Origin of the sequence: Rhizobium leguminosarum, from assembly GCF_019798305.1 — a bacterium.
Classification (GTDB): domain Bacteria; phylum Pseudomonadota; class Alphaproteobacteria; order Rhizobiales; family Rhizobiaceae; genus Rhizobium; species Rhizobium leguminosarum_U.
In genome coordinates this window covers 62,897-87,992 of sequence record NZ_JAAXDD010000020.1, presented here as the reverse complement: position 1 = coordinate 87,992, position 25,096 = coordinate 62,897, and the positions used below count along the sequence as shown (strand labels likewise).

Annotated in this window: 26 protein-coding genes and 1 tRNA gene; 17 read left to right on the top strand and 10 right to left on the bottom strand. The window is 60.3% G+C overall.

What is annotated here, in order from left to right; all coding sequences use genetic code 11:
- The first annotated feature begins 130 nt into the window (after positions 1–130).
- Positions 131–706, top strand: coding sequence for a hypothetical protein (locus HFO99_RS29390; RefSeq protein ID WP_222365183.1), 576 nt, complete (start codon positions 131–133; stop codon positions 704–706).
- Between the two features lie 151 nt (positions 707–857).
- On the opposite strand, the gene HFO99_RS29385 is transcribed toward HFO99_RS29390, so the two are convergent.
- Positions 858–933, bottom strand: a tRNA-Ile gene (locus tag HFO99_RS29385).
- A 195-nt stretch (positions 934–1,128) separates the two neighbouring features.
- On the opposite strand from HFO99_RS29385, the gene HFO99_RS29380 reads away from it, so the two are divergent.
- On the top strand, positions 1,129–1,497 hold the full coding sequence (locus HFO99_RS29380) for a response regulator (protein WP_222365181.1): 369 nt from the start codon (positions 1,129–1,131) through the stop codon (positions 1,495–1,497).
- A gap of 100 nt (positions 1,498–1,597) precedes the next feature.
- Here the strand turns inward: HFO99_RS29380 and HFO99_RS29375 are convergent, their stop codons facing one another.
- The 3 genes from HFO99_RS29375 to HFO99_RS29365 all read right to left on the bottom strand — a co-directional run bounded on the left by HFO99_RS29375 (position 1,598) and on the right by HFO99_RS29365 (position 3,284).
- On the bottom strand, positions 1,598–1,801 hold the full coding sequence (locus HFO99_RS29375) for a hypothetical protein (RefSeq protein WP_017961378.1): 204 nt from the start codon (positions 1,799–1,801) through the stop codon (positions 1,598–1,600).
- Positions 1,798–2,463, bottom strand: a complete 666-nt coding sequence (locus HFO99_RS29370; protein WP_003541559.1) for an acyl-homoserine-lactone synthase — start codon at positions 2,461–2,463, stop codon at positions 1,798–1,800. Before HFO99_RS29370 ends, HFO99_RS29375 begins: the two co-directional genes overlap by 4 nt.
- 95 nt (positions 2,464–2,558) lie before the next feature.
- Entirely contained in the window at positions 2,559–3,284 is a 726-nt protein-coding gene (locus tag HFO99_RS29365; protein ID WP_011652863.1) for a LuxR family transcriptional regulator, read from the bottom strand.
- A gap of 123 nt (positions 3,285–3,407) precedes the next feature.
- Between HFO99_RS29365 and HFO99_RS29360 the strand changes: the two genes are divergently transcribed.
- Positions 3,408–3,602 (top strand): hypothetical protein, encoded by a 195-nt coding sequence (locus HFO99_RS29360; protein WP_017961375.1) that lies wholly within the window; start codon positions 3,408–3,410, stop codon positions 3,600–3,602.
- A gap of 335 nt (positions 3,603–3,937) precedes the next feature.
- Complete coding sequence (locus HFO99_RS29355; RefSeq protein WP_222365179.1) at positions 3,938–5,863, top strand: DUF5054 domain-containing protein; 1,926 nt, start codon at positions 3,938–3,940, stop codon at positions 5,861–5,863.
- Positions 5,864–5,881: 18 nt separating this feature from the next.
- On the opposite strand, the gene HFO99_RS29350 is transcribed toward HFO99_RS29355, so the two are convergent.
- Positions 5,882–6,121, bottom strand: a complete 240-nt coding sequence (locus tag HFO99_RS29350) for a DUF2934 domain-containing protein (protein ID WP_222365177.1) — start codon at positions 6,119–6,121, stop codon at positions 5,882–5,884.
- A gap of 25 nt (positions 6,122–6,146) precedes the next feature.
- Positions 6,147–6,353 (bottom strand): hypothetical protein, encoded by a 207-nt coding sequence (locus HFO99_RS29345; RefSeq protein WP_222247037.1) that lies wholly within the window; start codon positions 6,351–6,353, stop codon positions 6,147–6,149.
- A gap of 359 nt (positions 6,354–6,712) precedes the next feature.
- Between HFO99_RS29345 and HFO99_RS29340 the strand changes: the two genes are divergently transcribed.
- Together HFO99_RS29340 and HFO99_RS29335 are read left to right on the top strand one after the other, a co-directional pair.
- Positions 6,713–7,096 (top strand): hypothetical protein, encoded by a 384-nt coding sequence (locus tag HFO99_RS29340; protein ID WP_222247039.1) that lies wholly within the window; start codon positions 6,713–6,715, stop codon positions 7,094–7,096.
- 220 nt (positions 7,097–7,316) lie between these two features.
- Positions 7,317–7,730, top strand: coding sequence for a DUF4174 domain-containing protein (locus tag HFO99_RS29335; RefSeq protein ID WP_131639542.1), 414 nt, complete (start codon positions 7,317–7,319; stop codon positions 7,728–7,730).
- Positions 7,731–7,793: 63 nt separating this feature from the next.
- Here HFO99_RS29335 and HFO99_RS29330 read toward each other — a convergent pair whose 3' ends face one another.
- Positions 7,794–8,504, bottom strand: a complete 711-nt coding sequence (locus HFO99_RS29330) for a GntR family transcriptional regulator (protein ID WP_222365176.1) — start codon at positions 8,502–8,504, stop codon at positions 7,794–7,796.
- Between the two features lie 268 nt (positions 8,505–8,772).
- Here HFO99_RS29330 and HFO99_RS29325 point away from each other — a divergent pair, with 268 nt between their 5' ends.
- The 7 genes from HFO99_RS29325 (at position 8,773) to HFO99_RS29295 (ending at position 15,322) form a co-directional block, all read left to right on the top strand.
- Positions 8,773–9,861 carry an ABC transporter ATP-binding protein gene (locus HFO99_RS29325; protein WP_222365174.1) on the top strand — a complete coding sequence of 363 codons (1,089 nt, stop codon included), beginning with the start codon at positions 8,773–8,775 and terminating at the stop codon, positions 9,859–9,861.
- 52 nt (positions 9,862–9,913) lie between these two features.
- Positions 9,914–11,212: a PotD/PotF family extracellular solute-binding protein gene (locus HFO99_RS29320; protein WP_222365172.1), complete on the top strand. Its 1,299-nt coding sequence runs from the start codon at positions 9,914–9,916 to the stop codon at positions 11,210–11,212.
- A gap of 163 nt (positions 11,213–11,375) precedes the next feature.
- The gene (locus tag HFO99_RS29315) at positions 11,376–12,290 is read left to right on the top strand and encodes an ABC transporter permease (RefSeq protein WP_168323524.1); all 915 of its coding nucleotides are present in this window, start codon (positions 11,376–11,378) and stop codon (positions 12,288–12,290) included.
- 1 nt (position 12,291) lies between these two features.
- Positions 12,292–13,113 (top strand): ABC transporter permease, encoded by an 822-nt coding sequence (locus HFO99_RS29310; RefSeq protein ID WP_151519562.1) that lies wholly within the window; start codon positions 12,292–12,294, stop codon positions 13,111–13,113.
- Position 13,114: 1 nt separating this feature from the next.
- Positions 13,115–13,849, top strand: coding sequence for an aspartate/glutamate racemase family protein (locus HFO99_RS29305; RefSeq protein WP_168323525.1), 735 nt, complete (start codon positions 13,115–13,117; stop codon positions 13,847–13,849).
- A gap of 221 nt (positions 13,850–14,070) precedes the next feature.
- Positions 14,071–14,568 carry a heme-degrading domain-containing protein gene (locus HFO99_RS29300; protein ID WP_222365170.1) on the top strand — a complete coding sequence of 166 codons (498 nt, stop codon included), beginning with the start codon at positions 14,071–14,073 and terminating at the stop codon, positions 14,566–14,568.
- A 130-nt stretch (positions 14,569–14,698) separates the two neighbouring features.
- Positions 14,699–15,322 (top strand): DUF2799 domain-containing protein, encoded by a 624-nt coding sequence (locus HFO99_RS29295; protein ID WP_222365169.1) that lies wholly within the window; start codon positions 14,699–14,701, stop codon positions 15,320–15,322.
- A 9-nt stretch (positions 15,323–15,331) separates the two neighbouring features.
- Here HFO99_RS29295 and HFO99_RS29290 read toward each other — a convergent pair whose 3' ends face one another.
- Entirely contained in the window at positions 15,332–16,591 is a 1,260-nt protein-coding gene (locus HFO99_RS29290; RefSeq protein ID WP_222365167.1) for an AGE family epimerase/isomerase, read from the bottom strand.
- Between the two features lie 170 nt (positions 16,592–16,761).
- On the opposite strand from HFO99_RS29290, the gene metH reads away from it, so the two are divergent.
- The 3 genes from metH to HFO99_RS29275 all read left to right on the top strand — a co-directional run bounded on the left by metH (position 16,762) and on the right by HFO99_RS29275 (position 21,467).
- Entirely contained in the window at positions 16,762–20,535 is a 3,774-nt protein-coding gene (gene metH, locus HFO99_RS29285; RefSeq protein ID WP_222365165.1) for a methionine synthase, read from the top strand.
- Between the two features lie 300 nt (positions 20,536–20,835).
- A complete protein-coding gene (locus HFO99_RS29280) occupies positions 20,836–21,069 on the top strand; it encodes a type II toxin-antitoxin system Phd/YefM family antitoxin (RefSeq protein WP_017965157.1) in 234 nt (77 codons plus the stop codon).
- Positions 21,066–21,467, top strand: coding sequence for a type II toxin-antitoxin system VapC family toxin (locus tag HFO99_RS29275; RefSeq protein WP_222365163.1), 402 nt, complete (start codon positions 21,066–21,068; stop codon positions 21,465–21,467). Before HFO99_RS29280 ends, HFO99_RS29275 begins: the two co-directional genes overlap by 4 nt.
- Positions 21,468–21,470: 3 nt before the next feature.
- Here the strand turns inward: HFO99_RS29275 and HFO99_RS29270 are convergent, their stop codons facing one another.
- Positions 21,471–22,235, bottom strand: a complete 765-nt coding sequence (locus HFO99_RS29270; RefSeq protein WP_222331478.1) for a GntR family transcriptional regulator — start codon at positions 22,233–22,235, stop codon at positions 21,471–21,473.
- Positions 22,232–23,116 (bottom strand): BadF/BadG/BcrA/BcrD ATPase family protein, encoded by an 885-nt coding sequence (locus HFO99_RS29265; RefSeq protein ID WP_222365161.1) that lies wholly within the window; start codon positions 23,114–23,116, stop codon positions 22,232–22,234. Before HFO99_RS29265 ends, HFO99_RS29270 begins: the two co-directional genes overlap by 4 nt.
- A 525-nt stretch (positions 23,117–23,641) precedes the next feature.
- On the opposite strand from HFO99_RS29265, the gene HFO99_RS29260 reads away from it, so the two are divergent.
- The gene (locus tag HFO99_RS29260; protein ID WP_222365159.1) at positions 23,642–24,901 is read left to right on the top strand and encodes an ABC transporter substrate-binding protein; all 1,260 of its coding nucleotides are present in this window, start codon (positions 23,642–23,644) and stop codon (positions 24,899–24,901) included.
- The last annotated feature ends 195 nt before the right edge of the window (positions 24,902–25,096 follow it).

Sequence of the window (25,096 nt, the reverse complement as noted above, 5' to 3'; positions counted from 1 at the left end):
GTGTCATTGGATATGCGGACGCCTACGGCTACGGTCTCGATCAAGGCGCTCTTGAACGATACTTCGGCTCGATTGGCTTGGCGACGCCGGAGGGCGTTTCCTATAGCAAGGTATCGAGCACCACTTCGGTGTGAAGAGCAGCCAAACGATTTGGGAAGAGCACCTATACGAACTCAAGGGCTTCTACGAAATATTCGGCGAAGGTGCCGTGGCGACCATAAAGGCAGGCGCCTCGCCGGAGCGGAATCTTTGGCCGCTGCTTCCTAGGCTTACAGTGTCGTTGGCACGCAGTGAAGGGTTCGCGCCGCTAACCAACCTTCGTTCTGAGGTAATTGCGATTGCGGATGGCTGTGCGACTGTCATGTGCACCTCTGATGACAACCTTACAGAGATGGTGCTGAGGCTGAATTTCGCAGAGGAACGACTGCAGATAAATGTGAAGGATGGGCTGAGGACGGCCGACGACGGATCGGAGGGGGCGGCCAGAAGCTACGCAAGCGTCATGCGATTTGTTCGCGACTATATACTCAACGGTGTCCTTGAAGTGTGGGATTGGGATCAGCGAAGACTGCTTGGTAAATGCGATGTCTTCATTCCGTTGAATGTCGATCTCGAGGCAACCAAAAGAGCTTATGATTCAATCATTAGAAATTTCGAAAATCTAGCTGAGGTACGTTCGAAATCGGGGAACTTTGGTGGAGACTAGGTCCGCAGCTCCCACCATCATCGAATGACGCGCCATCAAACCGCCCTCAAGCATGCTTCAAAGGATTTCGAAAATTCCGGAATCTAGTGTCAAAATTCCGGTTTTTCGCGTCCGGCTACGGCGTCCGGCTACATACAGCATCTTAGAACGTTGGTGGGCCCGGAGGGACTCGAACCCCCAACCAAGCGGTTATGAGCCGCCGGCTCTAACCATTGAGCTACAGGCCCTTGGCGCCGGTGGCGGCACCGTGATGCCGGGGCAATGGTTCCCGCGAGCATCGGTTCGCTCTAACGCAAATTGCAAGGAGCCACAAGCGGGGAGCGCAAGCATCTGTGGACGATGCATTCGTGGGCGGCCACTGGAACCTTCTCGCGCGGGCGACACTTATCAAGTGACATTCCGCATGAAGAGGGCGATCGGAGATGGTGGCTTCGAACAGTGCCGTGGTGCTCACCGTGGAGGACGAGCCGCTGATCCGGTTCAATATCCTCGATGTGCTGGAGGAGGTCGGCCATGTAGCGCTGGAGGCGGCGAATGCCGATGAGGCTCTGGTGGTGCTGAAGGGCAGGCAGGATGTCGATATCCTGTTTACCGACGTCAACATGGCCGGTTCGATGGACGGTCTCCAGCTTGCCAATCGGGTGAGGGCGATGCGGCCGAACATCGGCATCATCATCACCTCGGGCATGGTGCGGCTCGATCCGATGGCGCTGCCCGCCAATACCGCCTTCCTGCCGAAGCCATACATGCACGATACGCTGATTTCGACGATCGATTCCCTGATGACGTAAACACGCCGCGCAGCCGCAAAACGGGGACTGTTTTTGCGGCTGCGCGCGAGGCGCCGGGAGACATGCTCGTCTTCAGGCGGGGCGGAGGGGAACCACACCCTCAGCTGAAGCTGCTCTTCAGCGCCTCGTTCTCGTGATGGGCCTTCTTCTCGTAAATCGTGAACAGCGCCATCGAAAGGAGATAGGAGAGGAAGGGATCCCCTATCTGCGTGGCGATGTCGCGGGATGCGAGAACATGGCGCTCGAGAGCGCCGATGTCCTTCTGTATTGCGGTCTGCGTGGTGGTTTCAGCGAGGCGATTCATGCTGCCATCTCCAGGAATTGGGTCACGACCGAGCGGGCCGGCACGTGCCTGACATAAAGGGGTAGGGTGAGGCCGAGGGCGGCGCGCATCTTGCGCAGCACCCGGTCCGATACTTCGAAGGCGCCGCAGCAGACGGGGTATTTGCCGTAGCCGTCTGCACGGCCGAGTTCTTCCACTTCGGCGCCGGCGCGCTTGTAGACGCGCTTGAGGTAGGGCTCGTAGTTGGAAATCATCGTATGGATGCCGTGATCGAGCGCGCATTCGCAAAGCGCAAGCAGCATCATGGAGAAGGCGCGGCCGGCGTCGACATTGGAGAAATCCTTGGCGATCGCCTCCTCGTCGATGCACATGCGCGTGCCTTCCCAGATGCCGGGGGCGATAAGATTGGCGGCATCGGGAAACGTCTCACGGAAGACGTCGTAGAGAAGGGTCGGGCCTGTCGTCGGCATCAGACGCATGCCGCCATAGAGGCGGGTGCGGCTATCGTTGCACCAGACGAGATAGGCAGGGGCGAGCGAATCGTAGCTATCGCGTTCGTAGGGGCCGATGACGGGAACGTCCCAGCCGAGCGTATCGGCGAAGACCTTCTTGCGCAGGCGAAACATCTGGTCGAGTACGGCAGCGTATTTTTGATACTCATGTGCCTGAATGATAACGAACATTTTGCCCTCCAGCGTTTTCAAGTTCGTGGAAGGCAGAATGGTTCAGCCGGGCCGGTTCGGAAATTCCCTCAGATGGGCCCCCTCAGATGAGGGGATCAAGGATTGATGATGCGCAATTGCACGGCCCGTGAAGCGGCCGCCGAGATCGTCGCACAGCCGAGCTTGAAGCGGGCGGTCTTCAGGTAATCGCGCGTGGTGTGCTCCGATATGCCGAGGATGACCGAAATATCCTTGTAATCCTTGCCCAGCGCCGTCCAGTGCAGACACTCGATTTCGCGCGGCGACAATGACGGCACCGGATCGTTTTCGCCATGCAGCTCATAGACGGCCTTGCGGTGGATGAGATGGGCGATCTCAATCCATTCGTTGCGGCAGCGGCGGACGAGTTCGGCCCATTCTTCCGCCGGTATGCGGGCATTCAGCGACAAGAGGGCGCGGCGCTGTGCCTTGTCTGCGACGGGAATGGAGTAGCCGTTGCCGCCGATGCCGTGCTTCTGGGCGTCGACCAGCATGGCATAGGCCTCAGGCGTCGGTTCGACCTCGCTCCAATCGAAGGGCAGTTGGCGTTCGAAGCCCTGTTTGACGATGGGATCGACCTTCACATAGCTGTTCAGAAGGTAGCGGGAGACCCAGGCATCCGGATAGGTGGTGCGTACGAAGGGCGAATCAATCTTGGCCGCGATCGTCTGGGCGAGATGGTAGGTGACGAAATCGAGGCCATATTCCGCCTGGAGAATGCGGATGGCGGCATCCACATTGGCCGCAGCCTTAATCTGTTCGAAAGCGGACTCGAACTTTTCACTATAGGTATTCTCAATCATTTCCACTGCCCCAATTCCCTCAATCCTACCGCGAGGGCTGTCATAAATACAAGGCATCCCCACATATGCGGGGAATGACAATCCGGGTCCCGTCTGCTAGCGGCTGTCATGAGGAGACCTCATATGGACAGCAAGAGACCATTCGCGATTGCCGAATGCCAACAGGCCGCCAAAGGCCTGAAATCCAGCTGGCAGGACATGGCAGGCTCCGAAGCGCTGATCCGCGCCCTCGTTGCCGAACGCAACGGCGACACGCCGCTGGCGCTGTTCTGGACCGAAGTTCACCGGGCGCTCTGCCAGGAAACCAACGCCTTCTGACGATGAACCTCCCGGAAGAGCGGCCCAGCCCTTTCTCCGCGATTTAGGCAGGGCACCCACGCCGGTCGGCAGGGAAATCGTCCGCCTTTCTCCAAAATTGCCCATGAACACGTCTTCATTCATGTCGTGATTCGATTTGACGGCGAAAGGATCGGACGCTGCGTTCTGGATATATGGTTAAGAAATCCGCATTATTTCATCGATTTGTGCCAAACTGGTTGACGGAGGGTTTGCGGCAGGAGCTATGGTGTTTGTGGAAACGGTTACATTCCGTCTTGCCTGTACAGCGCCGGCTGCAGAATGATTCGGATGTCATCACCGATGTGTGGAATGGAATGACTGAAAAGCGTGTGCATCTGGTCTTCAAGACCCATCTCGATATCGGCTTTACCGACCATGCCGAGAAAGTCCGCCGGCAATATCACGAGCGCTTCATTCCGCAGGCGATCGAGACGGGCAACCATTTTCATGGTGAAAATCCCGACGAGCCGAAATTCATCTGGACGACGGGCGCCTGGCTGATCTGGGACCATCTGAATTCGCGCTCGGCCGCAGAGGTGGCAGCGCTGGAACAGGCGATCGAGCGCGGGCTGATCCGCTGGCACGGCCTGCCGTTCACCACGCATACGGAGCTGATGTCGCCTGACCTTTTCCGGGCCGGGCTTTCCTATTCGCAGGAGCTCGACCGGCGCTTCGGCAAGACGACGATCGCGGCGAAGATGACCGATGTGCCCGGCCATACGCTCGGCATGGTGCCGCTGCTTTCCGAGGCGGGCATTCGCTTCCTGCATCTCGGCGTCAATACGGCGTCGCCGCCGCCCGATGTGCCCGACATCTTCCGCTGGCGAGCGCCCGGCGGCGAGGAAGTGGTCGTCATGTACCAGCGCTCCTATGGCGAGACCTGTTTCCCCGACGGTCTCGAGGACGGGCTGAGCTTTGCCCATACCAACGACAATATGGGGCCGCAGAGCGTGCCGCAGACGGCCGGGGCCCATCGCGAATTACGCGCCCGCGAACCGGATGCGGTCATCCGCGCGGCGACGCTCGAGGATTACGGCGTCATTCTCTGGAGCGAGCGTGAGCGTTTTCCTGTCGTCGAGCTGGAACTCGGCGACAGCTGGATCCATGGCAGCGGCAGCGATCCGGTGAAGACGGCGCGCTTCCTGGCGCTGCAGCGGCTCTACGACCGTTTCGCGGCGGATGGGCTCGACGCGCGGCGTCTCGCCTTCGGGCGCGGACTGGCGATGGTGGCCGAGCATACCTGCGGCGTCGATATCAAATCTTATCTGCGTGACGACAAGGCATGGTCGCGGTCCGATTTCGAGGCCGCGCGCCGATCCGATTATCGCTTCGCCTATACCGAAGCCTCGTGGGACGAGCAGCGAGCCTATGTCGACCAGGCGGTCTCGGAACTCGACGAGACGGACCGAGAGGCGGCCCAGGCCGTGCTCGCCGAATTGACCACTCCTGCGGTGATCGAAGGCGGCGGGCGGGAGTTCCGCCTGCAGGCCGGCGGCTGGTCGATCGCGCTCGACGGTGCGAGCGGCGATGTCGCCGAAATCACCTCGCCCTCCGGCCGGACGATCTCCGGCCGTAACGGCTCGCTGATCGCCTATCGATATGAGAGCTACGATGCCCACGACATCATCAGGCACATGGAAACCTACCTGACCCATCGCCAGGAATGGGCGGTGCTCGACCACGACAAGCCGGGGCTTGCCCGGTCGGGAGCAGCACTTTCGAAGGGTTTTCTGCCAGCGCTGGAAGCGACCCAAGGGGCGTGCATCCTTCTGTCGATGCCGGCCGAGGCCGTGCAGAAATACGGCGCGCCGCCGCATGTGATGCTGCATTTCACCGCCGAGCGCGATCGTCTCGACCTGCGTCTGACGTTGCATGACAAGCCGGCGAACCGCATGCCGGAGGCCAGCTTCCTTTCCTTCACGCCTGATGGTGCCGGGGACTGGAATTTCCACAAGATGGGCCTCTGGCACCGATCGGGAAATATTGCGACGAGCGGCGGTGGGCAATTACAGGCGGTGACATCAGCACGCCGTGATCTTGCCGATGGTCCGCTGACGATCGAAACCTTCGATGCGCCGCTCGTTGCGCCGCAAGGCTTGGATTTCATGACGTTTTGCAGGACGCTGCCGGATTTTACCGCCGGCATCCGCTTCAATCTGCACAACAATAAGTGGGGAACCAATTTCCCGATGTGGTGGCAGGGTGATTTTCAAGCACGCTTCCGGCTCAGCGTGAGCTGAGCCGGAGGCAGATAAGGCTCAGCCGACCTTTGTCGCAGGGTTGACCCAATCTTGGCGCGGCACTTCGGGCCTTTGCGGTTTCGGACGAAACTTCACCAGCACCTCGCGACCATCGACAGAGGCTTGCGTGCGTTCCAGCGCATCACGTTCGGCAACCGCCTGGCGCCAATGCTCGTCGTCGCGGCCATCGGGCCGGCCCTGTTCTTCCCAAATCGCGTAAGCTCTCTTGCTGATCCATTCGTGGCGTATGTCGCTCATCTATCCATTCCATTCATCAAAAGCGTTATTCGGCAATTCTGTCCTGCTGAACCGGCGGCCGGCGCTTGGCTGCCATCAGCAGGTCGAGCTCGATCGAGGAGGGCCCGAAACGGGTGAACAGGCTCTCAGCCTGGTCGTTTCGGAGGCCGTATTTGGAGGCGAATTCATCAAGGCTATAGGGACGGCCGCGCAGGATTCTGCTCCGGCGCTCCGGTTCACGTATTTGCGTCATTGGTGGTAACCCCAGTCGGTTCGGCGAATGTGAGAACAAAACAGATTACAACGCCGAAAGTTCCGTGATTTTGCAGCGATTCCTGCCCTTTGTCCCATTCCGGACCGATCTCAGGCGGGAGGCAAAAACATTTGACGGATGGCGCATGCCAAGAAAATTTCCACTAAAACATGCAAGAATATCATGGCGTTATGGAATTCGCTTCCATGCGCGCGGAGAAATGGGCTTTACCCCAGCGCGTTACTCTATAGAATCAATAGTGTTATTCGGTTCGCAGGGGCAGCAACGTTCCGTTTCCCCGCGTTTGGCGCGACCGATACCGGAGGACTTTGGCCTCAATCCATCAAGAGGAGACAGACATGATGAATGCACTGCCGCCACTTCATGACGGCCATGCGCCGTTCGACCTCCAGCAGCTGTTTCGCGAAGCGCTCTATGCCTTCGAGGAATGGGACAGTGAATTGACCGAACCGATCGTGACCTATGAAGGACGGGTCATGCCCATCAGCTTCGTTTTCGAAGCCATGCGCGAATGCACCGACATCGTGCCGATGAACATCGTCGGCGCCGTCACCGAACGGCTGACCAAGCCGTGGGAGGGCGAAGGCCCGCTCGACCAGATGACCTTCTCGACGGCGGCGCGTGTCATGCGCGTTTTGGTGCGCAAGCGCCTTCACGTCACTGGGGCTGCAGATCTCGTCGCCGTTTCGGCCCACGCGTCCGAAGACCAGGGCCGCGATTGACAAAGTGAGGATCGCGGCCATGGCTGCGATCCTTTTCCGCTTTTTGGCGGAACCTCGCTTATTCCCAGCCGTTTAATTCGGCAGGCACAGCCCGCCACTACAGCGCCCTTTTCGACAGTCGCAAAGGGCGCTGTGGCACTTCGAATTGCTGCATAATCTATCCTTAAATCGATCCCGATTTAAGAATTATGCAGTGGTGACGGGCGAGGAATGAAGCACCATGCTGAAATCTATTGTTCATGAAATCATCGGTACACCCAGGCGTGAGCCTGAGCTTCCGCAATCGCTCGAGCAGTTTCGCGACAGGAAACGGGTGCTGATCATCTTTGCAGATGCGCAAGATGACCGCGCGCTCATCCAGGACGAATGGCTGCGCAAGGCGCATATGCGGTTGATCGAGGAAGACGTCGAGGTGTTCAGCATCGCCGGCGGCGGCGCGTTTGCGCTGTTCGACGATGACTGGGAACTCGATGCCGACGATATTCGCGATCGACTGCAGGGACCGCCGTCCGGCGAGTTCGGGCTGATCCTGATCGGACGCGACGGAACCGTTAAGCTGCGCTCGAGCGAGCCGATGAGCGCCGAGGATATCTTCGCTGCCTTTGAGATGTTGCCGAAGAAGACGCCTTGGTAGCGTTTCGAGAGCCCGTTTGAAGCGGGCGCGGTGAAGCATCCGCGTCCCGCGTCTTTTGCATGTTCAGAGTTCGAAGGCTTCCTTGAGGCCCAGGCTCTTGCGTTCGCGCAGGTCGAGATCTGCCTCGATATGGGCGATGTGATGCAGCATCAGCTGGCAGGCGCGGTCGAGTTCGTCGGCTTCGATCGCCGAGATGATGTCACCATGTTCGGAATGGCCGCAGCTCGATGCGGTCGACTGCCCGTAGAGCGCAATCACCAGAGACGATCGGGCGACAAGCTCTTCCATGAAGCGCTGCATGATTGAGTTTCCCGATATGGCCGCCAGCATCAAATGAAAATCGCCCGATGCCTTGATTTCGGCGCGGCGCGCCGTCTGGCCACGCTCGCTCATCAGGCGGCCTTCTTCCAGCAGAAGCTGTCGCAGATGGGTAATGTCATCAGGCGTGATCCGCGCCGCTGCCTCGCGCAAAATGCCGGGTTCAACCAGCCGGCGGGCGGAAAAGATCTGACGAGCCTCTTCCGGCGAGGGATAGGCGACGAAGGCGCCGCGGTTCTTCTCGACGCTGACAAGACCTTCATAGGACAGTGCCTGCAGGGCGGCGCGGGCAAGCGTGCGGCTGACGCTGAAGAGATTGCCGACATCGCTTTCCGAAAGCTTGGTGCCGGGCGAGAGCCTGCGCTCGACGATCGCTTCGCGAATGGCATCGCGGATCTGTTGCGCGCCTGTTTCGGCGGAGTCTTCGGCCTGCTGAGCCTTGGCGGCGGATTTCATGAAATTTACTTCCTGATGGTCGGCAAACCATACCCGGCTTCGCGGCAAAAGTTAAGCAGAATTTGTGCCCGAAATGGTGGTGAGATTGTATACGATGTTTTGCACAAATTGCGCACGATAGCCTAAATCATGTGCAGATAGCGTTGCGCCTATAATTTACTCCCTGAATTGCGGCTTTAATAAAAATGTTATTTTACAATCGCTTATTCTAAGCAATGGAGTCTGGCACGGCAGATGCATTCTTCTTTTCCAAACAGGGGAAGGCATGATGTCGAAAGCGGCAGAGATCGATATAGTATCCGTTTCGAAGGTCTATGGCGCGACGACGGCGGTCCATGCGATCAGCCTGAAAATTCCCGCCGGCTCCTATTGCTGCTTCCTCGGCCCGTCGGGCTGCGGCAAGACTTCGACGCTGCGTATGATCGCCGGCCATGAGAGCACCTCGTCGGGCGACATCAGGCTCGGCAATGCCGTCATCACCGATTTTCCGCCGGCCAGGCGCGGCACGGCGATGATGTTCCAGTCCTACGCGCTTTTCCCGCATCTCGATTTGATCGACAACGTCGCCTTCAGCCTGAAGATGAAGGGCGTCGACAAACAAGAGCGGCGTGCCAAAGCGCTCGAGATGCTGAAGCTGATGCAGATGGAGGCCTATGCCGTCAGACGTCCGGCTCAGCTTTCTGGCGGCCAGCAACAGCGCGTGGCGCTGGCGCGCGCGCTGATCACCGATCCGGAAGCGCTGCTGCTCGACGAGCCGCTGTCGGCGCTCGATCCGTTCCTGAAGATCCGCATGCGCGCCGAACTCAAGAAGCTCCAGAAGTCGCTCGGCATCACCTTCGTGCACGTCACCCATAGCCAGGAAGAGGCAATGGCGCTTGCCGACGTCATCGTCATCATGAATGACGGCCGGATCGAGCAGGCGGCGGCACCCCGCGAGGTGTTCGAGCGGCCGGCAACCGCTTTCGTCGCGCGGTTCATGGGCGACCACAACGTGCTATCCGGCCGGGTGACGTCGAGCGAGAACGGCGTGCTCGTCATGACCGTTCCGGAAGGTCAGAGCTTTTCCGTGCGCGGAACGGGCAGGGAGGTCGGCGAGCCCGTCGATATCGGCATCCGCACCGACCGTGTGCGGCTGCAGGTGGCGACCGAATGGACGCTCGGCTTCGACGGCATCGTCTCCAATATCGAATATCGCGGCTCTTCGGTGAAGATCACCGTTATCGGCGCCGGCAGCGACGACTTCACCGTCATTGCCAACGACGGCGAATATTTCGCCCGGCCGGTCGCCGTCGGCGATACCGTCTCGCTCAGCTGGGCGCTTGAGGATGCCGTGCTTCTCGGCCGCTCTGCCACATGAGCAATCACCATCAAGAACCATGAACCTTCTATCCAAGAAAAGGGGAACTGACATGACGACTGAAACGACATCGACCAAGGCGGAGAAAGGCCTTTCCCGCCGCGCGCTGCTGAAGACGGGGGCTGCCGCCGTCGGCGCCATCGCAGGTTCCGGCGCCATCACCGGCTTTCCCACCATCTGGGCCCAGACGAACATCACGCTTCGCCAGTTCGGCACCGGCGTTTCGAACATCAATGCCATCGCCGAGAAGTGCAAGGCCGATCTTGGCATCACGCTGGAGATGACGGCGACCGATTCAGACGCCGCCGCCCAGCGCGCCGTCACCCAACCCGACAGCTACGACATTGCCGACATCGAATACTGGATCGCCAAGAAGGTGTTCCCGACCGGCGTCATGCAGCCGATGGACGTCAAGAAGCTGAAATATTACGACAAGATCGTACCGCTGTTCATCAACGGCAAGCTGAAGCCGGAGAGCGTTATCGCTCAAGGCACGGCGCCGCACACGGTCGGCTTCGTCGAAGCGCAGGATTCCAAGAAGTTCGCCAAGGAAGCGACGCAGTGGATGACGATGGTTCCGACCATCTACAATGCCGACACGCTCGGTATTCGCCCCGATCTCGTCGGCCGCGACATCACCAGCTGGGCCGACATCATGGATCCGAAGTTCAAGGGCAAGACCTCAATCCTCAATATTCCGTCGATCGGTATCATGGATGCCGCGATGATCATGGAAGCGCTCGGCAACATCAAATATGCCGACAAGGGCAACATGACCAAGGAAGAGATCGACAAGACGATCGAATTCCTGATCAAGGCCAAGGGCGACGGCCAGTTCCGCGCCTTCTGGAAGAGCTTTGACGAGTCGGTGAACCTGATGGCGTCGGGCGAAGTCGTCATCCAGTCGATGTGGTCGCCGGCCGTCGCCGCCGTCCGCTCCAAGGGCATCGCCTGCAAGTATCAGCCGCTCAAGGAAGGCTATCGCGCCTGGGGCGGCGGTCTCGGCCTTGCTTCGCACCTCAAGGGCGCGCAGCTCGACGCCGCCTATGAATACATCAACTGGTACACATCGGGCTGGGTCGGCGGCTATCTCAACCGCCAGGGTTACTATTCCGCCTGCATGGACACCGCCAAGAACTTCATGACGGCGGACGAGTGGGGCTACTGGATCGAGGGCAAGCCTGCAACCGGCGACATCATGTCGCCTGAGGGCAAGGTCATGGAGAAGGCCGGCGCCGTTCGCGACGGCGGCTCCTTCGAAGCCCGCATGGGTGCGGTCGCCTGCTGGAACTCGGTGATGGACGAAGACCGCTACATGGTCCGCCGTTGGAACGAGTTTATCGCTGCTTAAGGCCAAGTAGGCGTTGTCGCCTTCCCCTCCCCAACCCTCCCCACAAGGGGGAGGGAGCCCAGCGAGGGTGCGGCAAAACTTTCCCTCCCCCTTGTGGGGAGCGTTGGGGAGGGGTCTTTGATGATCCCTCCTTTCATTACTTCGACGAACGAAAGGGCAAAGGATGGCGACCATCGCAGCGGAAACGGAGGAGGACGGCCAGGGCGCGCGCGGCGGGCGCGGACTGAAGCTTTCCCCATCGGCGATATCCTATCTCCAGGCGACGCCGCTGTTCGTCATTCTCGGCTTGTTCTTCCTGCTGCCGATCGCCATGATCGCGGTCGTCAGCTTCTGGGACTACGACTTTGCCGGTCTCTATCCCGACTTCCTGACGATGAACTACACCGACACGCTCGGTTCGTGGGTGACGTGGAAGATCTATCTTAACACGCTGAAATTCACCGCGATCGTCTGGGCGCTGACGCTCGTCATCGGTTTCTGGGTCGCCTATTTCCTGGCCTTTCACATCCGCAAGACATCGACGCAGATGATCCTCTTCCTGGTCTGCACCGTGCCGTTCATGACGTCGAACATCATCCGCATGATCTCGTGGATCCCGGTGCTCGGGCGCAACGGCCTCGTCAACTCGACGCTGATCAAGATGGGCATCATCCCGCAGCCGATCGAATGGCTGCTCTATTCCGATTTCGCCGTCGTGCTTGCCATGGTGCATCTCTATACGCTGTTCATGGTGACGCCGATCTTCAATACGCTGATGCGCATCGACCGGTCGCTGTTCGAGGCGGCGCGTGATGCCGGCGCCTCCGGCTGGCAGGTGTTGTGGAATGTCGTCTTCCCGCTTGCCAAACCCGGCATGGCGATCGGCACGATCTTCGTCGTTACGCTTGTGATGGCCGACTTTTCGACGGTGCAGGTAATGTCCGGCGGCCAGAGCGCCTCGGTGGCGCTGATGATGAAGAACCAGATGTCGCTGCTGCAATATCCGGCCGCTGCCGCCAATGCCGTGGTGCTGCTCGCAGTCGTGCTGTTGATGGTCGCGGCCATCCTGCGCATCGTCGATATCCGCAAGGAGCTTTGAGATGAGCCACGAAAAACGCGGCCTGGAATTCTACCTGCTGGCGCTCTTCTTCATCATCTTCGTGCTGTTCCTCTACGGGCCGCTATCGGCGATCCTGATCCTCTCCTTCCAGGGGCCGGATGGCGGCCTGACCTTCCCGATGAACGGTGTTTCCACGCACTGGTTCTTCAACCTATTCGAGAAGCAGGCGGTCGGCGATTTCGGCGCCTCGTTCCGCCGCTCCTTCACCCTCGGACTGATGGTGATGGCGGTGACTGTCGTCGTCTCTCTGCTCGCCGGCCTTGCTTTCCGCCGCCGTTTTCGCGGTTCGACGGCGCTGTTCTATGCCACGGTCGCAAGTCTCGTCGTGCCGTCGATCATCATCTCGCTCGGCATCGGTGTCGTCTTCCAGGAGGGAGGGCTCAAACCCGCTTGGTATTCGTCGGCCTTCGGCGCGCATCTCACCTGGACGCTGCCCTTTGGCGTGCTGATCATGTTTGCCGTCTTCAACCGCTTTTCGCCGGCCTATGAAGAGGCGGCGCGCGACCTCGGCGCCAGCTCCTGGCAGACGTTCCGCCATGTCGTGTTGCCGATGATCGCCCCGAGCCTCGTCGGCGTCGGACTGTTCGGCTTCACGCTCTCCTATGACGAATTCGCCCGCACGCTGATGACATCAGGCACCTACAATACGTTGCCGCTCGAAATCTACGGCATGACCACCAATGTCACGACGCCGGTGCTCTATGCGCTCGGCACGGTGACGACGCTGTTTTCCTTCACCATCATTCTCCTCGCGCTCGGCATCATGACGATGCTCAGCCGGCGGCAGGCAAAGATAAACTGACATGCGCATCCTCATCGTCAATCCGAACACCACGGCCTCCATGACCGAGAAGGCCGCGACCGCTGCGCGGGCGGTGGCGGCATCCGGCACGGAGATCATCGCGGCCACCTCGCGCATGGGGCCGGTTTCCATCGAGGGGCATTACGACGGGGCCTTAGCGATCCCCGGCCTGCTCGCCGAACTCAAGGAGCGGCAGGGTGTGGATTATGACGCGGCTGTTATCGCCTGTTTCGACGATACCGGGCTCGAAGCGGCGCGAACCTTTTCCGATGTGCCGATCCTCGGGCTTTGCGAATCCGCCGTGGTGACGGCGGGCTTCCTGGCGCAGCGCTTCACCGTGGTGACGACGCTGGAGCGCTCGCGGGTGCTGATCGACAATCTGGTGCGCCGCTACGGAATGGGCGACCGCGCCAAGGTGCGCGCCTCCGACATCCCGGTGCTGGAGCTGGAAGATGCAGGCTCGGGCGCGATCGGCAAGCTTAGGGCCGAGATCGAGCGGGCGCTTTTGGAAGATGGCGCCGAGGCGATCGTGCTCGGTTGTGCCGGCATGACCGATCTGGCGCGCGAACTGCAGGAAATCTACGGCGTGCCCGTCGTCGACGGCGTCGCCGCCGCCGTCAAGCAGGCCGAAGCGCTGGTGTCGCTCGGACTTTCCACCAGCAAGCGCGGCTCCTATGCCTCGCCGCTGCCGAAACCCTTCATCGGGGCGATGAGCGGTTTCTCGCCGGTCCTGTGACCGTTTTCGAGATGCTGACGCCGAAGCTCTGACGAAGAGCATTTCCGTTTTCTTCGAGTCACGAAAATGCTCCATCTCTTTGTCTTCGCGCAATTCCGGACGCAAAACCGCCGCGCAGTTTTGCTGGAATTGCTCCAGCGGTAGGCCCAAGTTTTTGCTTTACTTTTTTGCTCCCCGCGAGAATGGTCTGCACGGATCATCGCGCAAGAGGAACGCTTATCATGACAATCGAGGACGATCTCAGCCGGATCGTGGAGCAGGAGAAAGTGCTGAGCTTCGACGCCTTCGACCTGACGACGGCATGGCAGCTCGGCAAACTCCTGCAGGAACTCGCCACCGAGCGCGGCCTCGGTATCGCGATCGACGTGACCCTGCATTCGATGCCCGTTTTCTATGCTGCCCTCCCGGGTGTGACGCCCGATAACGTCAATTGGGTCCGCCGCAAGCGTAACATGGTGCTGCGTTATTTCCGCAGCAGCTATGCCTCCGGTCTGAAGTTGCAGAGGGACGGCAAGACGGTCGAGGATAACGGGCTTTCCGGTGCCGACTATGCGCCGCATGGCGGCAGTTTCCCGATCAACGTCAAGGGCACCGGTTGCATCGGCGCGGTCACCGTCTCAGGATTGCCGCAGCGTGACGACCACAATCTCGCGGTCGAGGCGCTGGCGCTGATGCTTGCCAAGGATCTGGATACGCTGCGGCTGGCCCCGCTGCTCTGATGCGGTCTCCCGCCGTAATTTTGACAGAAAAAAGCCATGAAAACTACAAATTCGCGTCGCCGTGCCGGTGACGCGAGCTTGTCCTGCGGCTAATCTGCGGCGTCGCACTCCTCATCTTACCCGGGACGCCATGATCCGCTTGTTTCTTGCGCTTGCCGCCACCATCGGCTTCGGCCTTTTCCTTGCCTCCTGCAACACGCTGTCCAAGGAGGAATGCGTCGCTGCCGACTGGCGGGTGATCGGCGAGAGCGACGGTGCAGCAGGCCACGAGCCGCAACAGCGCTTCGCCGCACATGCGAAATCCTGCGAGCGGGTCAAGATCGTGCCCGATCAGACGATCTGGTTTCAGGGGTATCAGGCTGGCCTGGTGCGCTACTGCACGCCGCTTAGCGGGCTTGCGCGCGGCCAGGCGGGCAGCGGCTACGCCAATGTCTGCCCGCCGGAGACCGCGCCCGGCTTCCTGCGCGGCTTCGGTCTCGGCAGCAAGCAGCACGAGCTGCAGGCGCGCCTCAGCTCGATGCAGAACGACTATAGTTTCAAAGAGACAGGCATCGATGAGCTTTCCGACAAGCTCAGGGATGCAAAAGACGACGAAAGGTCGGAGCTGCGCCGGCGGATCAGGGATCTGGAGGACGACCTGCACGATATCCGCCGCGACCAGCGCGACGTGCAGGACGAACTCGATCGCGTCAACGAGGATGTCGAGTGGTTCCAGCGAAACCCGAACGCCGAGCTGCCGGCGCCGGGTTACTGATCTCCGGCCTTAGATCCCGCCGCCAGCCTCAGTGATGCCCTTTGTCAGGCTGCCCGTAGCCGGGAAGAGCGGGATGAGGCAGGCCTGCAGCGCGTGATAGATATCGCCCTTGCCGGGGAAGAGCGAATGAGAGGGAACGAGATCCTCCGTCAGTTCCTCGTGCCAGCCGCCGTTCTTGTGGTCCATGAAGGCGCGCTCGATCACGTTCCAGATCTTGCGATAGCTCTCTTCATGGAAATCGCTCGGCAGGTGCTCGTTGAGGAAATGTGCAGCAGCCGCACCTTCGCAAGCCGGCCACCAGAGCTTGTTGCGCTTGGCGGGCTTGTCGTCCCAATCGAGCGTATAGAAGAAGCCGCCCTTGTCGTTGTCCCAGCCGAGCGCCATGGATTGGGCAAAGAGGGCCTTGGCTGCATCCGGCATCCATTCGATCCGGTTGCCGCCGAGCGCCCAAAGCTGCAGGATGAGGCGGGCCCATTCCAGCCAGTGGCCGGGCGTCGTGCCGGCCGGGCGGAACATTTCGTTCGGATGATAGTAAGTCTTGTCGAGATTCCATTTGGCGTCGAAATGTTCGGCGACGCGCCAGTCGACCGAACCGGCGGCGCGGCGGATGACGAGATCGGCAATGCTTTCGGCCTTGGTCAGGTATTCCCGGACGCCGGTGGCTTCGAAGGCCGCCATCAGCGCTTCGGTCAGGTGCATGTTGGAGTTCTGGCCGCGATAGGCGCCGCCATCGAGCGGCTGCCAGTCGGCGGTGAATTCCTCGGCGATCGCGCCGTGTTTGGCTTCCCAGAACTTCGTGTTGAGGATGTCGGTGATGTCGGCGAGCATGCCGTCGGCAAGCGGATGACTGATCGTCTTTGCCGATGAGGCGGCGAGCAACACGAAAGCATGCCCATAGCCCTGCTTGTTGGAATCAATAGGACCGTCATTGTTGAGCGACCAGAAATAACCGCCGTTTTTCCGGTCGCGATGATGGTTCCAGATATAGTTCATACCGTGGTCGACGACATCGGCAGCGCCGGGGCGGCCGAGCAAGGCGCCGATCGAGAAGCAATGCACGGCGCGCGCCGCGATATGGATGCCGCGAACCTGGCCCTCGGCGTCGAGAGGCCTACCTTCGTCGTCGAGATCGTAAAAGCCGCCCTTGGGATTGACCGAATTGTGCTGGAAGAAATCGAAGAGACCGTTCGCTTGGTTCAGCAGCCAGCCGCGGTGATAGGCGCGGGTCGTCCAGTTTCCAAGCACGGCGTTGCCAGTTGCGGGTGCCATGATGCTCCTCCGATTTCGTGCACAAAGCGTTGTAAACGCCTATATAGGCGTCGTGCGAGTCTGTCATCGGGCGAGAATTGCAAAGTCACGAAATCGACAGGCATATATTGACATAAAGATATCTTTATGTGATCAGGAAGTCTGATACTACGACGTCAAGGAGCCCTCCCGTGTTTGACAATCTCTTTGGTCCGGAAACGGGCAAACGTGACGGCAGTGAAGTTTTCGCAGCTTTGAAACAAGCCGCGAGCGAGCGCATCCTTGTTCTCGACGGCGCCATGGGCACGCAGATCCAGGGGCTCGGCTATGATGAAGACCAGTTTCGCGGGACGCGCTTCATCGGCTGCGCCTGTCATCAGAAGGGCAATAACGACCTTTTGATCCTGACCCAGCCGGATGCGATCGAAGAGATCCATTACAGATACGCCAAAGCCGGCGCCGATATTCTCGAGACCAACACCTTCTCTTCGACCCGCATCGCGCAGGCAGATTACGAGATGGAAGGTGCGGTCTACGACCTCAACAAGGAAGGTGCGGAGATCGTGCGCCGGGCGGCACAGCGCGCCGAGCGCGAGGATGGCCGCCGCCGTTTCGTTGCCGGCGCCATCGGACCGACCAACCGCACCGCCTCGATCTCGCCCGATGTCAACAATCCCGGTTTCCGCGCCGTCACCTTCGACGATCTGCGTTCCGCCTATGGCGAGCAGATCGACGGTCTGATCGACGGCGGCGCCGATATCATCCTGATCGAGACGATCTTCGACACGCTGAACGCCAAGGCTGCGATCTTCGCCTGCGAGGAGCGCTTCGAGGCCAAGGGCGTGCGCCTGCCGGTGATGATTTCGGGCACGATCACCGATCTTTCCGGCCGCACGCTGTCTGGTCAGACGCCGTCGGCCTTCTGGAATTCGGTGCGCCATGCCAATCCCTTCACGATCGGGCTCAACTGCGCGCTCGGCGCCAATGCGATGCGCCCGCATCTGCAGGAGCTTTCGGGTGTTGCCGACACCTTCATCTGCGCCTATCCGAATGCCGGCCTGCCAAACGAATTCGGCCAGTATGACGAAACGCCGGAGCTGATGGCGGCGCAGATCGACGGCTTCGCTCGCGAGGGCCTCGTCAACATCGTCGGCGGCTGCTGCGGCTCGACGCCGGAGCATATCAAGGCGATCGCCGAGACCGTTGCGAAGTACAAGCCACGGCCGATCCCCGAGCATCGCCCCTTCATGTCGCTGTCGGGTCTCGAACCTTTCGAACTGACGAAGGACATCCCGTTCGTCAATGTCGGCGAGCGAACCAACGTCACCGGCTCAGCCCGCTTCCGCAAGCTGATCACCAACGGCGATTTCACCGCAGCGCTCGATGTTGCCCGCGATCAGGTCGAGAACGGCGCGCAGGTGATCGACATCAACATGGACGAGGGTCTGATCGATTCCGAAAAGGCGATGGTCGAGTTCCTCAACTTGATCGCCGCCGAGCCTGACATCGCCCGTGTGCCTGTCATGATCGACTCGTCGAAATTCTCGATCATCGAATCCGGCCTGAAGCGCGTCCAGGGCAAGCCGATCGTCAATTCGATCTCGCTGAAGGAAGGCGAGGAGAATTTCCTCGCCCAGGCGCGGCTGCTGCATAATTACGGCGCTGCCGTCGTCGTCATGGCCTTCGACGAGACGGGACAGGCTGACAGCTATGAGCGCAAGGTGGAAATCTGCACGCGCGCCTACAAGCTGCTGACCGACAAGATCGGCTACCCGCCCGAGGACATCATTTTCGACCCGAACATCTTTGCGGTCGCGACCGGCATCGAAGAGCACAACAACTACGGTGTCGATTTCATCGAGGCGACGCGGACGATCCGCCAGCGCATGCCGCTGGTGCATATTTCGGGCGGTGTCTCCAACCTGTCCTTCTCGTTCCGCGGCAACGAGCCGGTGCGCGAGGCGATGCACGCCGTATTCCTCTACCACGCCATCCAGGCTGGTATGGACATGGGTATCGTCAATGCCGGCCAGCTTGCCGTCTACGACAACATCGATCCCGAGCTGCGCGAGGCCTGCGAGGACGTGGTGCTGAACCGCCGTCCCGACGGAACCGAGCGGCTGCTCGAAGTGGCGGAGAAATTCCGTGGCGGCGCCGCACGCGAAGGCCGCGTCCAGGATCTTTCCTGGCGCGAATGGAGCGTCGAGAAGCGTCTCGAGCATGCGCTGGTCAACGGCATCACCGAATATATCGAGGCCGATACCGAGGAGGCGCGCCAGCAGGCCGCGCGGCCGCTGCACGTCATCGAAGGGCCGCTGATGGCCGGCATGAACGTCGTCGGTGACCTGTTCGGCTCGGGCAAGATGTTCCTGCCGCAGGTGGTCAAGTCGGCGCGCGTGATGAAGCAGGCGGTGGCCGTGCTGCTGCCCTACATGGAAGAGGAAAAGCGCCTCAATGGCGGCGAGGAACGCCGGTCGGCCGGCAAGATCCTGATGGCGACGGTCAAGGGCGACGTGCACGATATCGGCAAGAACATCGTCGGCGTCGTGCTTGCCTGCAACAATTACGAGATCGTTGACCTCGGCGTCATGGTGCCGGCGACGAAGATCCTCGAAACGGCCATTGCCGAGAAGGTCGATGTCATCGGCCTCTCCGGCCTGATCACGCCGTCGCTCGACGAGATGGTGCATGTCGCCGCCGAGATGGAGCGGCAGGGTTTCGAGATCCCGCTGTTGATCGGCGGGGCGACGACCAGCCGTGTGCATACGGCCGTGAAGATCCATCCCGGCTACAACAAGGGTCAGACGGTCTACGTCACCGATGCGAGCCGCGCCGTCGGCGTCGTCTCCGCACTGCTGTCGCCGGAAATGCGCCAGAACTATGTCGACGATATCCGCACTGAATATGCCAAGGTGGCGGCCGCCCATGCGCGCAGCGAGGCCGAGAAGGTGCGCCTGCCGTTACCCCGGGCTCGTGAGAATGCCCACAAGATCGACTGGTCTGCCTACCAGCCGGTGAAGCCGCAGTTCTTCGGCACGCGGGTGTTCGAGGATTACGATCTGGCCGAGCTTGCCAAATACATCGACTGGACGCCGTTCTTCCAGACCTGGGAGCTGCGCGGCCGGTACCCGGCCATTCTCGACGACGAGAAGCAGGGCGAGGCGGCGCGCGCGCTCTGGGCCGATGCGCAGGCAATGCTGAAGAAGATCATCGACGAAAAGTGGTTCCGTCCGCGCGCCGTCATCGGCTTCTGGCCGGCCGGCGCCGTCGGCGACGATATCCGGCTGTTCACGGACGAGAGCCGGAAACACGAGCTTGAGACCTTCTATACGCTGCGCCAGCAGCTTTCGAAGCGGGACGGGCGGCCGAACGTGGCGCTCTCTGACTTCGTGGCACCTGTCACAAGCGGTGTTCAGGATTATGTCGGCGGCTTCGTGGTGACGGCCGGCATCGAGGAAATCGCCATCGCCGAGCGTTTCGAGCGGGCGAACGACGATTATTCCTCGATCCTCGTCAAAGCGCTGGCCGACCGCTTCGCCGAAGCTTTTGCCGAGCGCATGCACGAGCAGGTGCGACGCGAATACTGGGGCTATGCCAAGGACGAGACGCTCAGCAAGGAGGATCTCATCACCGAAGCCTATGCCGGCATTCGCCCGGCGCCGGGTTATCCCGCCCAGCCCGACCACACCGAAAAGGCAACACTGTTCAAACTGCTCGACGCCGAAAAAGCAGCCGGCGTGAAGCTGACGGAAAGCTATGCGATGTGGCCCGGTTCCTCGGTCTCCGGCCTCTATATCGGCCATCCCGACTCCTATTATTTCGGCGTCGCCAAGGTGGAGCGCGATCAGGTGGAAGACTATGCGGCGCGCAAGCAGATGGCGGTGTCTGAAGTCGAGCGCTGGCTCGGACCGGTGCTGAACTATGTGCCGCGCAAGGCGGACGAGCAGATCGACGACGCGGCCTGATTGCCGAGTCTTCGCGGTCGCTTAGAGCATGATGCCGAAAAGTGTGAGCGGTTTTCGGACGACATCATGCTCTAACTATAATGTAGAACAGATTTTAGGCCGACCCGGCCTAAAATCATCCTGTTCTATGGCGGCGTCCTCAGAGATTGATTCAATAAATGAAAAGCCGGAAGGGGTTCACCTCCCGGCTTTTATGATTTTGATGCGGCTCATAATTACCCGCATTCAGGCTATTTGATTTTGATAGCGCAATTGACGATGAGGTGGTATGCTTAGCCAAGTTAGCTAACGAGGGCGACGATGCAAGTTACCATCCATGCCGCAAAGACCAATCTGTCGAAATTGATCGACGCTGCCCTTTCCGGTGAGGAAGTGGTGATCGCTAAGGGACGCAAGCCTGTCGTGAAGATCATTCCGATTGTGCAGTCTTCCTTCAAGATCGGGCTGCTCAAGGGACAAGTTGTTGGAAATGGCCCCGACTTTTTTGAGCCCATGGATCAGGACGAGCTTGCGCCTTGGGAAGGGGGCGAGTGAACTCGCTCCTGCTCGACACCCATGCTTGGGCATGGTCGCTGATCGGCGATGAGCGGCTCTCGGCCAAGGCAATTGCTCTGATCGAAAAAGCGGAGACGATTTTCGTCAGCCCAATATCGCTATTTGAAATCGGGCAGACGGTTCGTCTCGGCAAATGGCCGGAGATGGAGCCTTTCATTGGCCGGTTGCCGGAACTGCTGCATGAACAGGGTGGCATTGCCGCGGCATTGACACCGGAAATCTGTCTGACCGCAGCCATGATGGACTGGACACGTCGCGATCCGTTCGACCGGCTTCTTGCCGCGACCGCCATGCAGAATGGGATACCGATTATCTCCGCCGATGCGATCTTCGATGATCTTGTCGGAAATCAGCTCTGGATCGCCCGCTTCTGGTAGGGCTTACGTCACTGCAATCGTCAGTTCCGCGACAAAATCATAGGCATCGCCGCGATAGAGCGAGCGTGTGAATTCGACGGCGCGGCCGGAGCCCAGATAGGAGATACGCTCGATCGACAGGCCGGCCGCGCCGACGGAGACGCCGAGAAGCTGGGCGTCGGCCTCCTTCATATTGGTTGCCGAGATACGCTGCACCGCGCGCACCGGGCGGACCTGGAGGCGTTCGAGCTCGGCATAGAGCGAATTGGTGACCGCTGCGGGATCGGGCAGGAACTCGCCGGAGACGCTAGCATTCTCTATCGCCAGCGGCTGGTCGTCGGCGATGCGTAGACGGGAGAGGCGCGAAACCTTGACGTCGGTACCGAGGCCAAGGATCATCATCTCGTCGGGCGAGGGGGTGTGGATGCCCTTATGCAGCCATTCGGAGCGCGAGGACATGCCGCGGCGCGCCATATCCTCGGTAAAGGAGGTAAGCTGCGACAGGCGCTGCTCGACCTTGGAGACCGGCTTGGCGACGAAGGTGCCCGAACCGTGACGGCGCACCAACAGGCCGTCGGCGACGAGTTCGTCGATCGCCTTGCGGACAGTGACGCGACTGACGGCGGCGAATTCGGCGATGTCGCGTTCCGGCGGCAGCGCATCGCCGTGACCAAGCGTGCCGGTGCGCACGGCTGCTTCGAGCGTGCGGCGCAGCTTGACGTATAGCGGCCCTGTGCCGGCTGCCTGCAGGCGCTCCAGAGAAAGGAGGGAGGCGAGGTCATCGGTCATGCCGCACCTCTCTGGCCGTCGTTCATGAGCTTGACCGCAAGCTCCACTGCGCCCTGCAGGGCGTCGCCTTTCGGTCTGGCAAGCAAAGGCTTGTAACGTTCGGAAAGCCACGACTCATAAGCTTCGGCAAGACCGCCGAGCAGGCAGATCGACGGGCATTCGGGCCAGAGCAGTGCTTCGAGACTTTCGCCGATCGCCGTTGCCGCCTCCGTGACGATGGCGACTGCCACGGCATCGCCCTTCGCCGCATGTCCGAAGACGGTGGGGGCGTAACGGGCAAAATCCTTCGGTCTTGCCGAGTGGGCGAATTCGGCGATGCGCTCGGGATCGTTGCCGTATTCGGTCATGACCGCGTTGGTGATCGGCGATGCCGGGCGCACCCCGTCATGGGCGAGCAGCGATCGTTCCAGGAGATCGCGGCCCAGACGGGCACCGCTTGCCTGGTCGCCGACAACGAAACCCCAGCCGCCGATGCCGTTCAGCCGGCCATCCCTGCGGGCATTATAGACCGAGCCGGTGCCGAAGGCGCCGACCATGCCGTCGGCATCGCCGAGCGCGCCCTGCAGGGCGATCAGCGCATCGGTGACAACGCGGCCTTCGGCAAAGGGCAGGGCCCTTTCGATTCGCCTGCCGTAATCGCCGACATTGGCGCCGGCGACGCCGACGACGGCTGCGACGGAGGAAACGGTTTCAGCGGCAAGCCCGGCATCGCCGAGCGCCTGCCGGGCGGATTCGATGATGTTGAGAAGAGAGTTTTCCAGATCCGACAGAATGTTGGCAGGGCCGGCTTTGCCGCGGCCGATGACATTGCCGTTCCTGTCCGCGACTGCGGCCCGGCAGCTCGTTCCGCCGCCGTCTATGCCGATTGCAAGCTCCGTCATCGGGCCTCCGAATATGCCGTTCCCCATGGTTCTCAATACAATACCAAAAAAATACCATTTACCAAGTGGGAATGATGGAGAAAATTCATCTTTTTATCATGTTGATATTGCTTCATAAAACTTTTAGATCGATTTTATCTGGCCAAAAAGTTAAATTCGGCTGGACAATTGGTATTTTTTTGGCCTTAATTCGGTAACAAGGGAACAGCACTTCGAGGCCCACGAAAATCGGCAGTTAAGCCAAGCCGGAACCGCTTCGAGGATGATCAAGAGAACGACCTACCGGCCCGTCAAGCTGGTGGCGAAGCTCAGGCATCCATCGGCTTTCCCCATCATTTCGCCGCTCCCGGTGTAGCCGGGAAGGCGCGCAGTTCGGCCGCAGGCGTCCGCCTTCGTGTCCGTCGAGCTTTCGGGATCGGCATTGCTGACGGTCCTCCAAGGGGCGTTGGGTGTTGCCTCAGACACACCAATTGCTTGTTTCAGATCGAAAACAGCGCCTAGCGGCGTTTAAAACAGGAGAGGGAAATGAAAAACACTGCTCTGAAAAGCTTGCTGCTTGCCTCCAGTCTGCTGACTTCAGCGGGCCTCGTCCATGCAGCCGACGTCACGCTAACGGTCGAAAGCTGGCGTAACGACGACCTGCAGATCTGGCAGGAAAAGATCATCCCGGCCTTCGAAGCGAAGAACCCGGGCATCAAGGTCGTCTTCTCGCCGACCGCGCCTACCGAATACAACGCCTCGCTGAACGCCAAGCTCGATGCCGGCTCCGCAGGCGATATCATCACCTGCCGTCCGTTCGATGCCTCGCTCGAACTCTTCAACAAGAAGCAGCTCGTTGACATCACCAGCCTGCCTGGCATGGAGAACTTCTCGCCGGTCGCCAAGGCCGCCTGGAGCACCGACGACGGCAAGTCGACCTTCTGCGTGCCGATGGCTTCGGTCATCCACGGCTTCATCTACAACAAGGATGCCTTCGACAAACTCGGCATCTCGGTGCCGAAGACCCAGGACGAATTCTACGCAGCGCTTGACAAGATCAAGGCCGACGGCACCTACATCCCGCTCGCCATGGGTACGAAGGATCTCTGGGAAGCCGCCACCATGGGCTACCAGAACATCGGCCCCAACTACTGGAAGGGCGAAGAGGGGCGCAAGGCTCTGATCGAAGGAAAGCAGAAGCTGACGGATCCGGAATGGGTCAAGCCCTTTGAAGAGCTTGCCAAGTGGAAGCCCTATCTCGGCGACGGCTTCGAAGCCCAGACCTACTCCGATAGCCAGAACCTGTTCACGCTCGGTCGTGCAGCGATCTATCCGGCCGGTTCATGGGAAATCGCACTGTTCAACAGCCAGACTCAGTTCAAGATGGGTGCTTTCCCGCCACCGGTTCCGAAGGCAGGTGACACGGGCTACATCTCGGACCACCCGGATATCGGTGTCGCCCTGAATGCCAAGAGCACCCATGCCGAAGAAGCCAAGAAGTTCCTCAGCTGGGTCGCTTCGCCGGAGTTCGCCGATATCTACGCCAACTCGCTGCCGGGCTTCTTCAGCCTGAACTCTACCGCGGTCAAGATGTCCGATCCGCTCGCTCAGGAATTCGTTTCCTGGCGCGGCCCGTACAAGTCGACGGTGCGCTCGACCTACCAGATTCTGTCACGCGGCACGCCGAACCTTGAAAATGAGACCTGGGTCGAATCGGCCAACGTGATCAACGGCACGGATACGCCTGCGGTTGCTGCCGAAAAGCTCCAGAAGGGCCTCGACAGCTGGTACAAGCCGGCCAAGTGATGTGATCAGGGGCGGCGTTTGCAGCCCCTCATCCGGCCTGCCGGCCACCTTCTCCCCGCTGGCGGGGAGAAGGAGACTCACCTCCCAGCCCAATATGGCGTCTCAATAGGGCGTGTTCCCTCTTTTCCCAGGTGGCAGAGAGTTGGGGTGACGCGCAACGTTTTCCACCTGTGCTGCCCTTGCAGTCAGTCGACA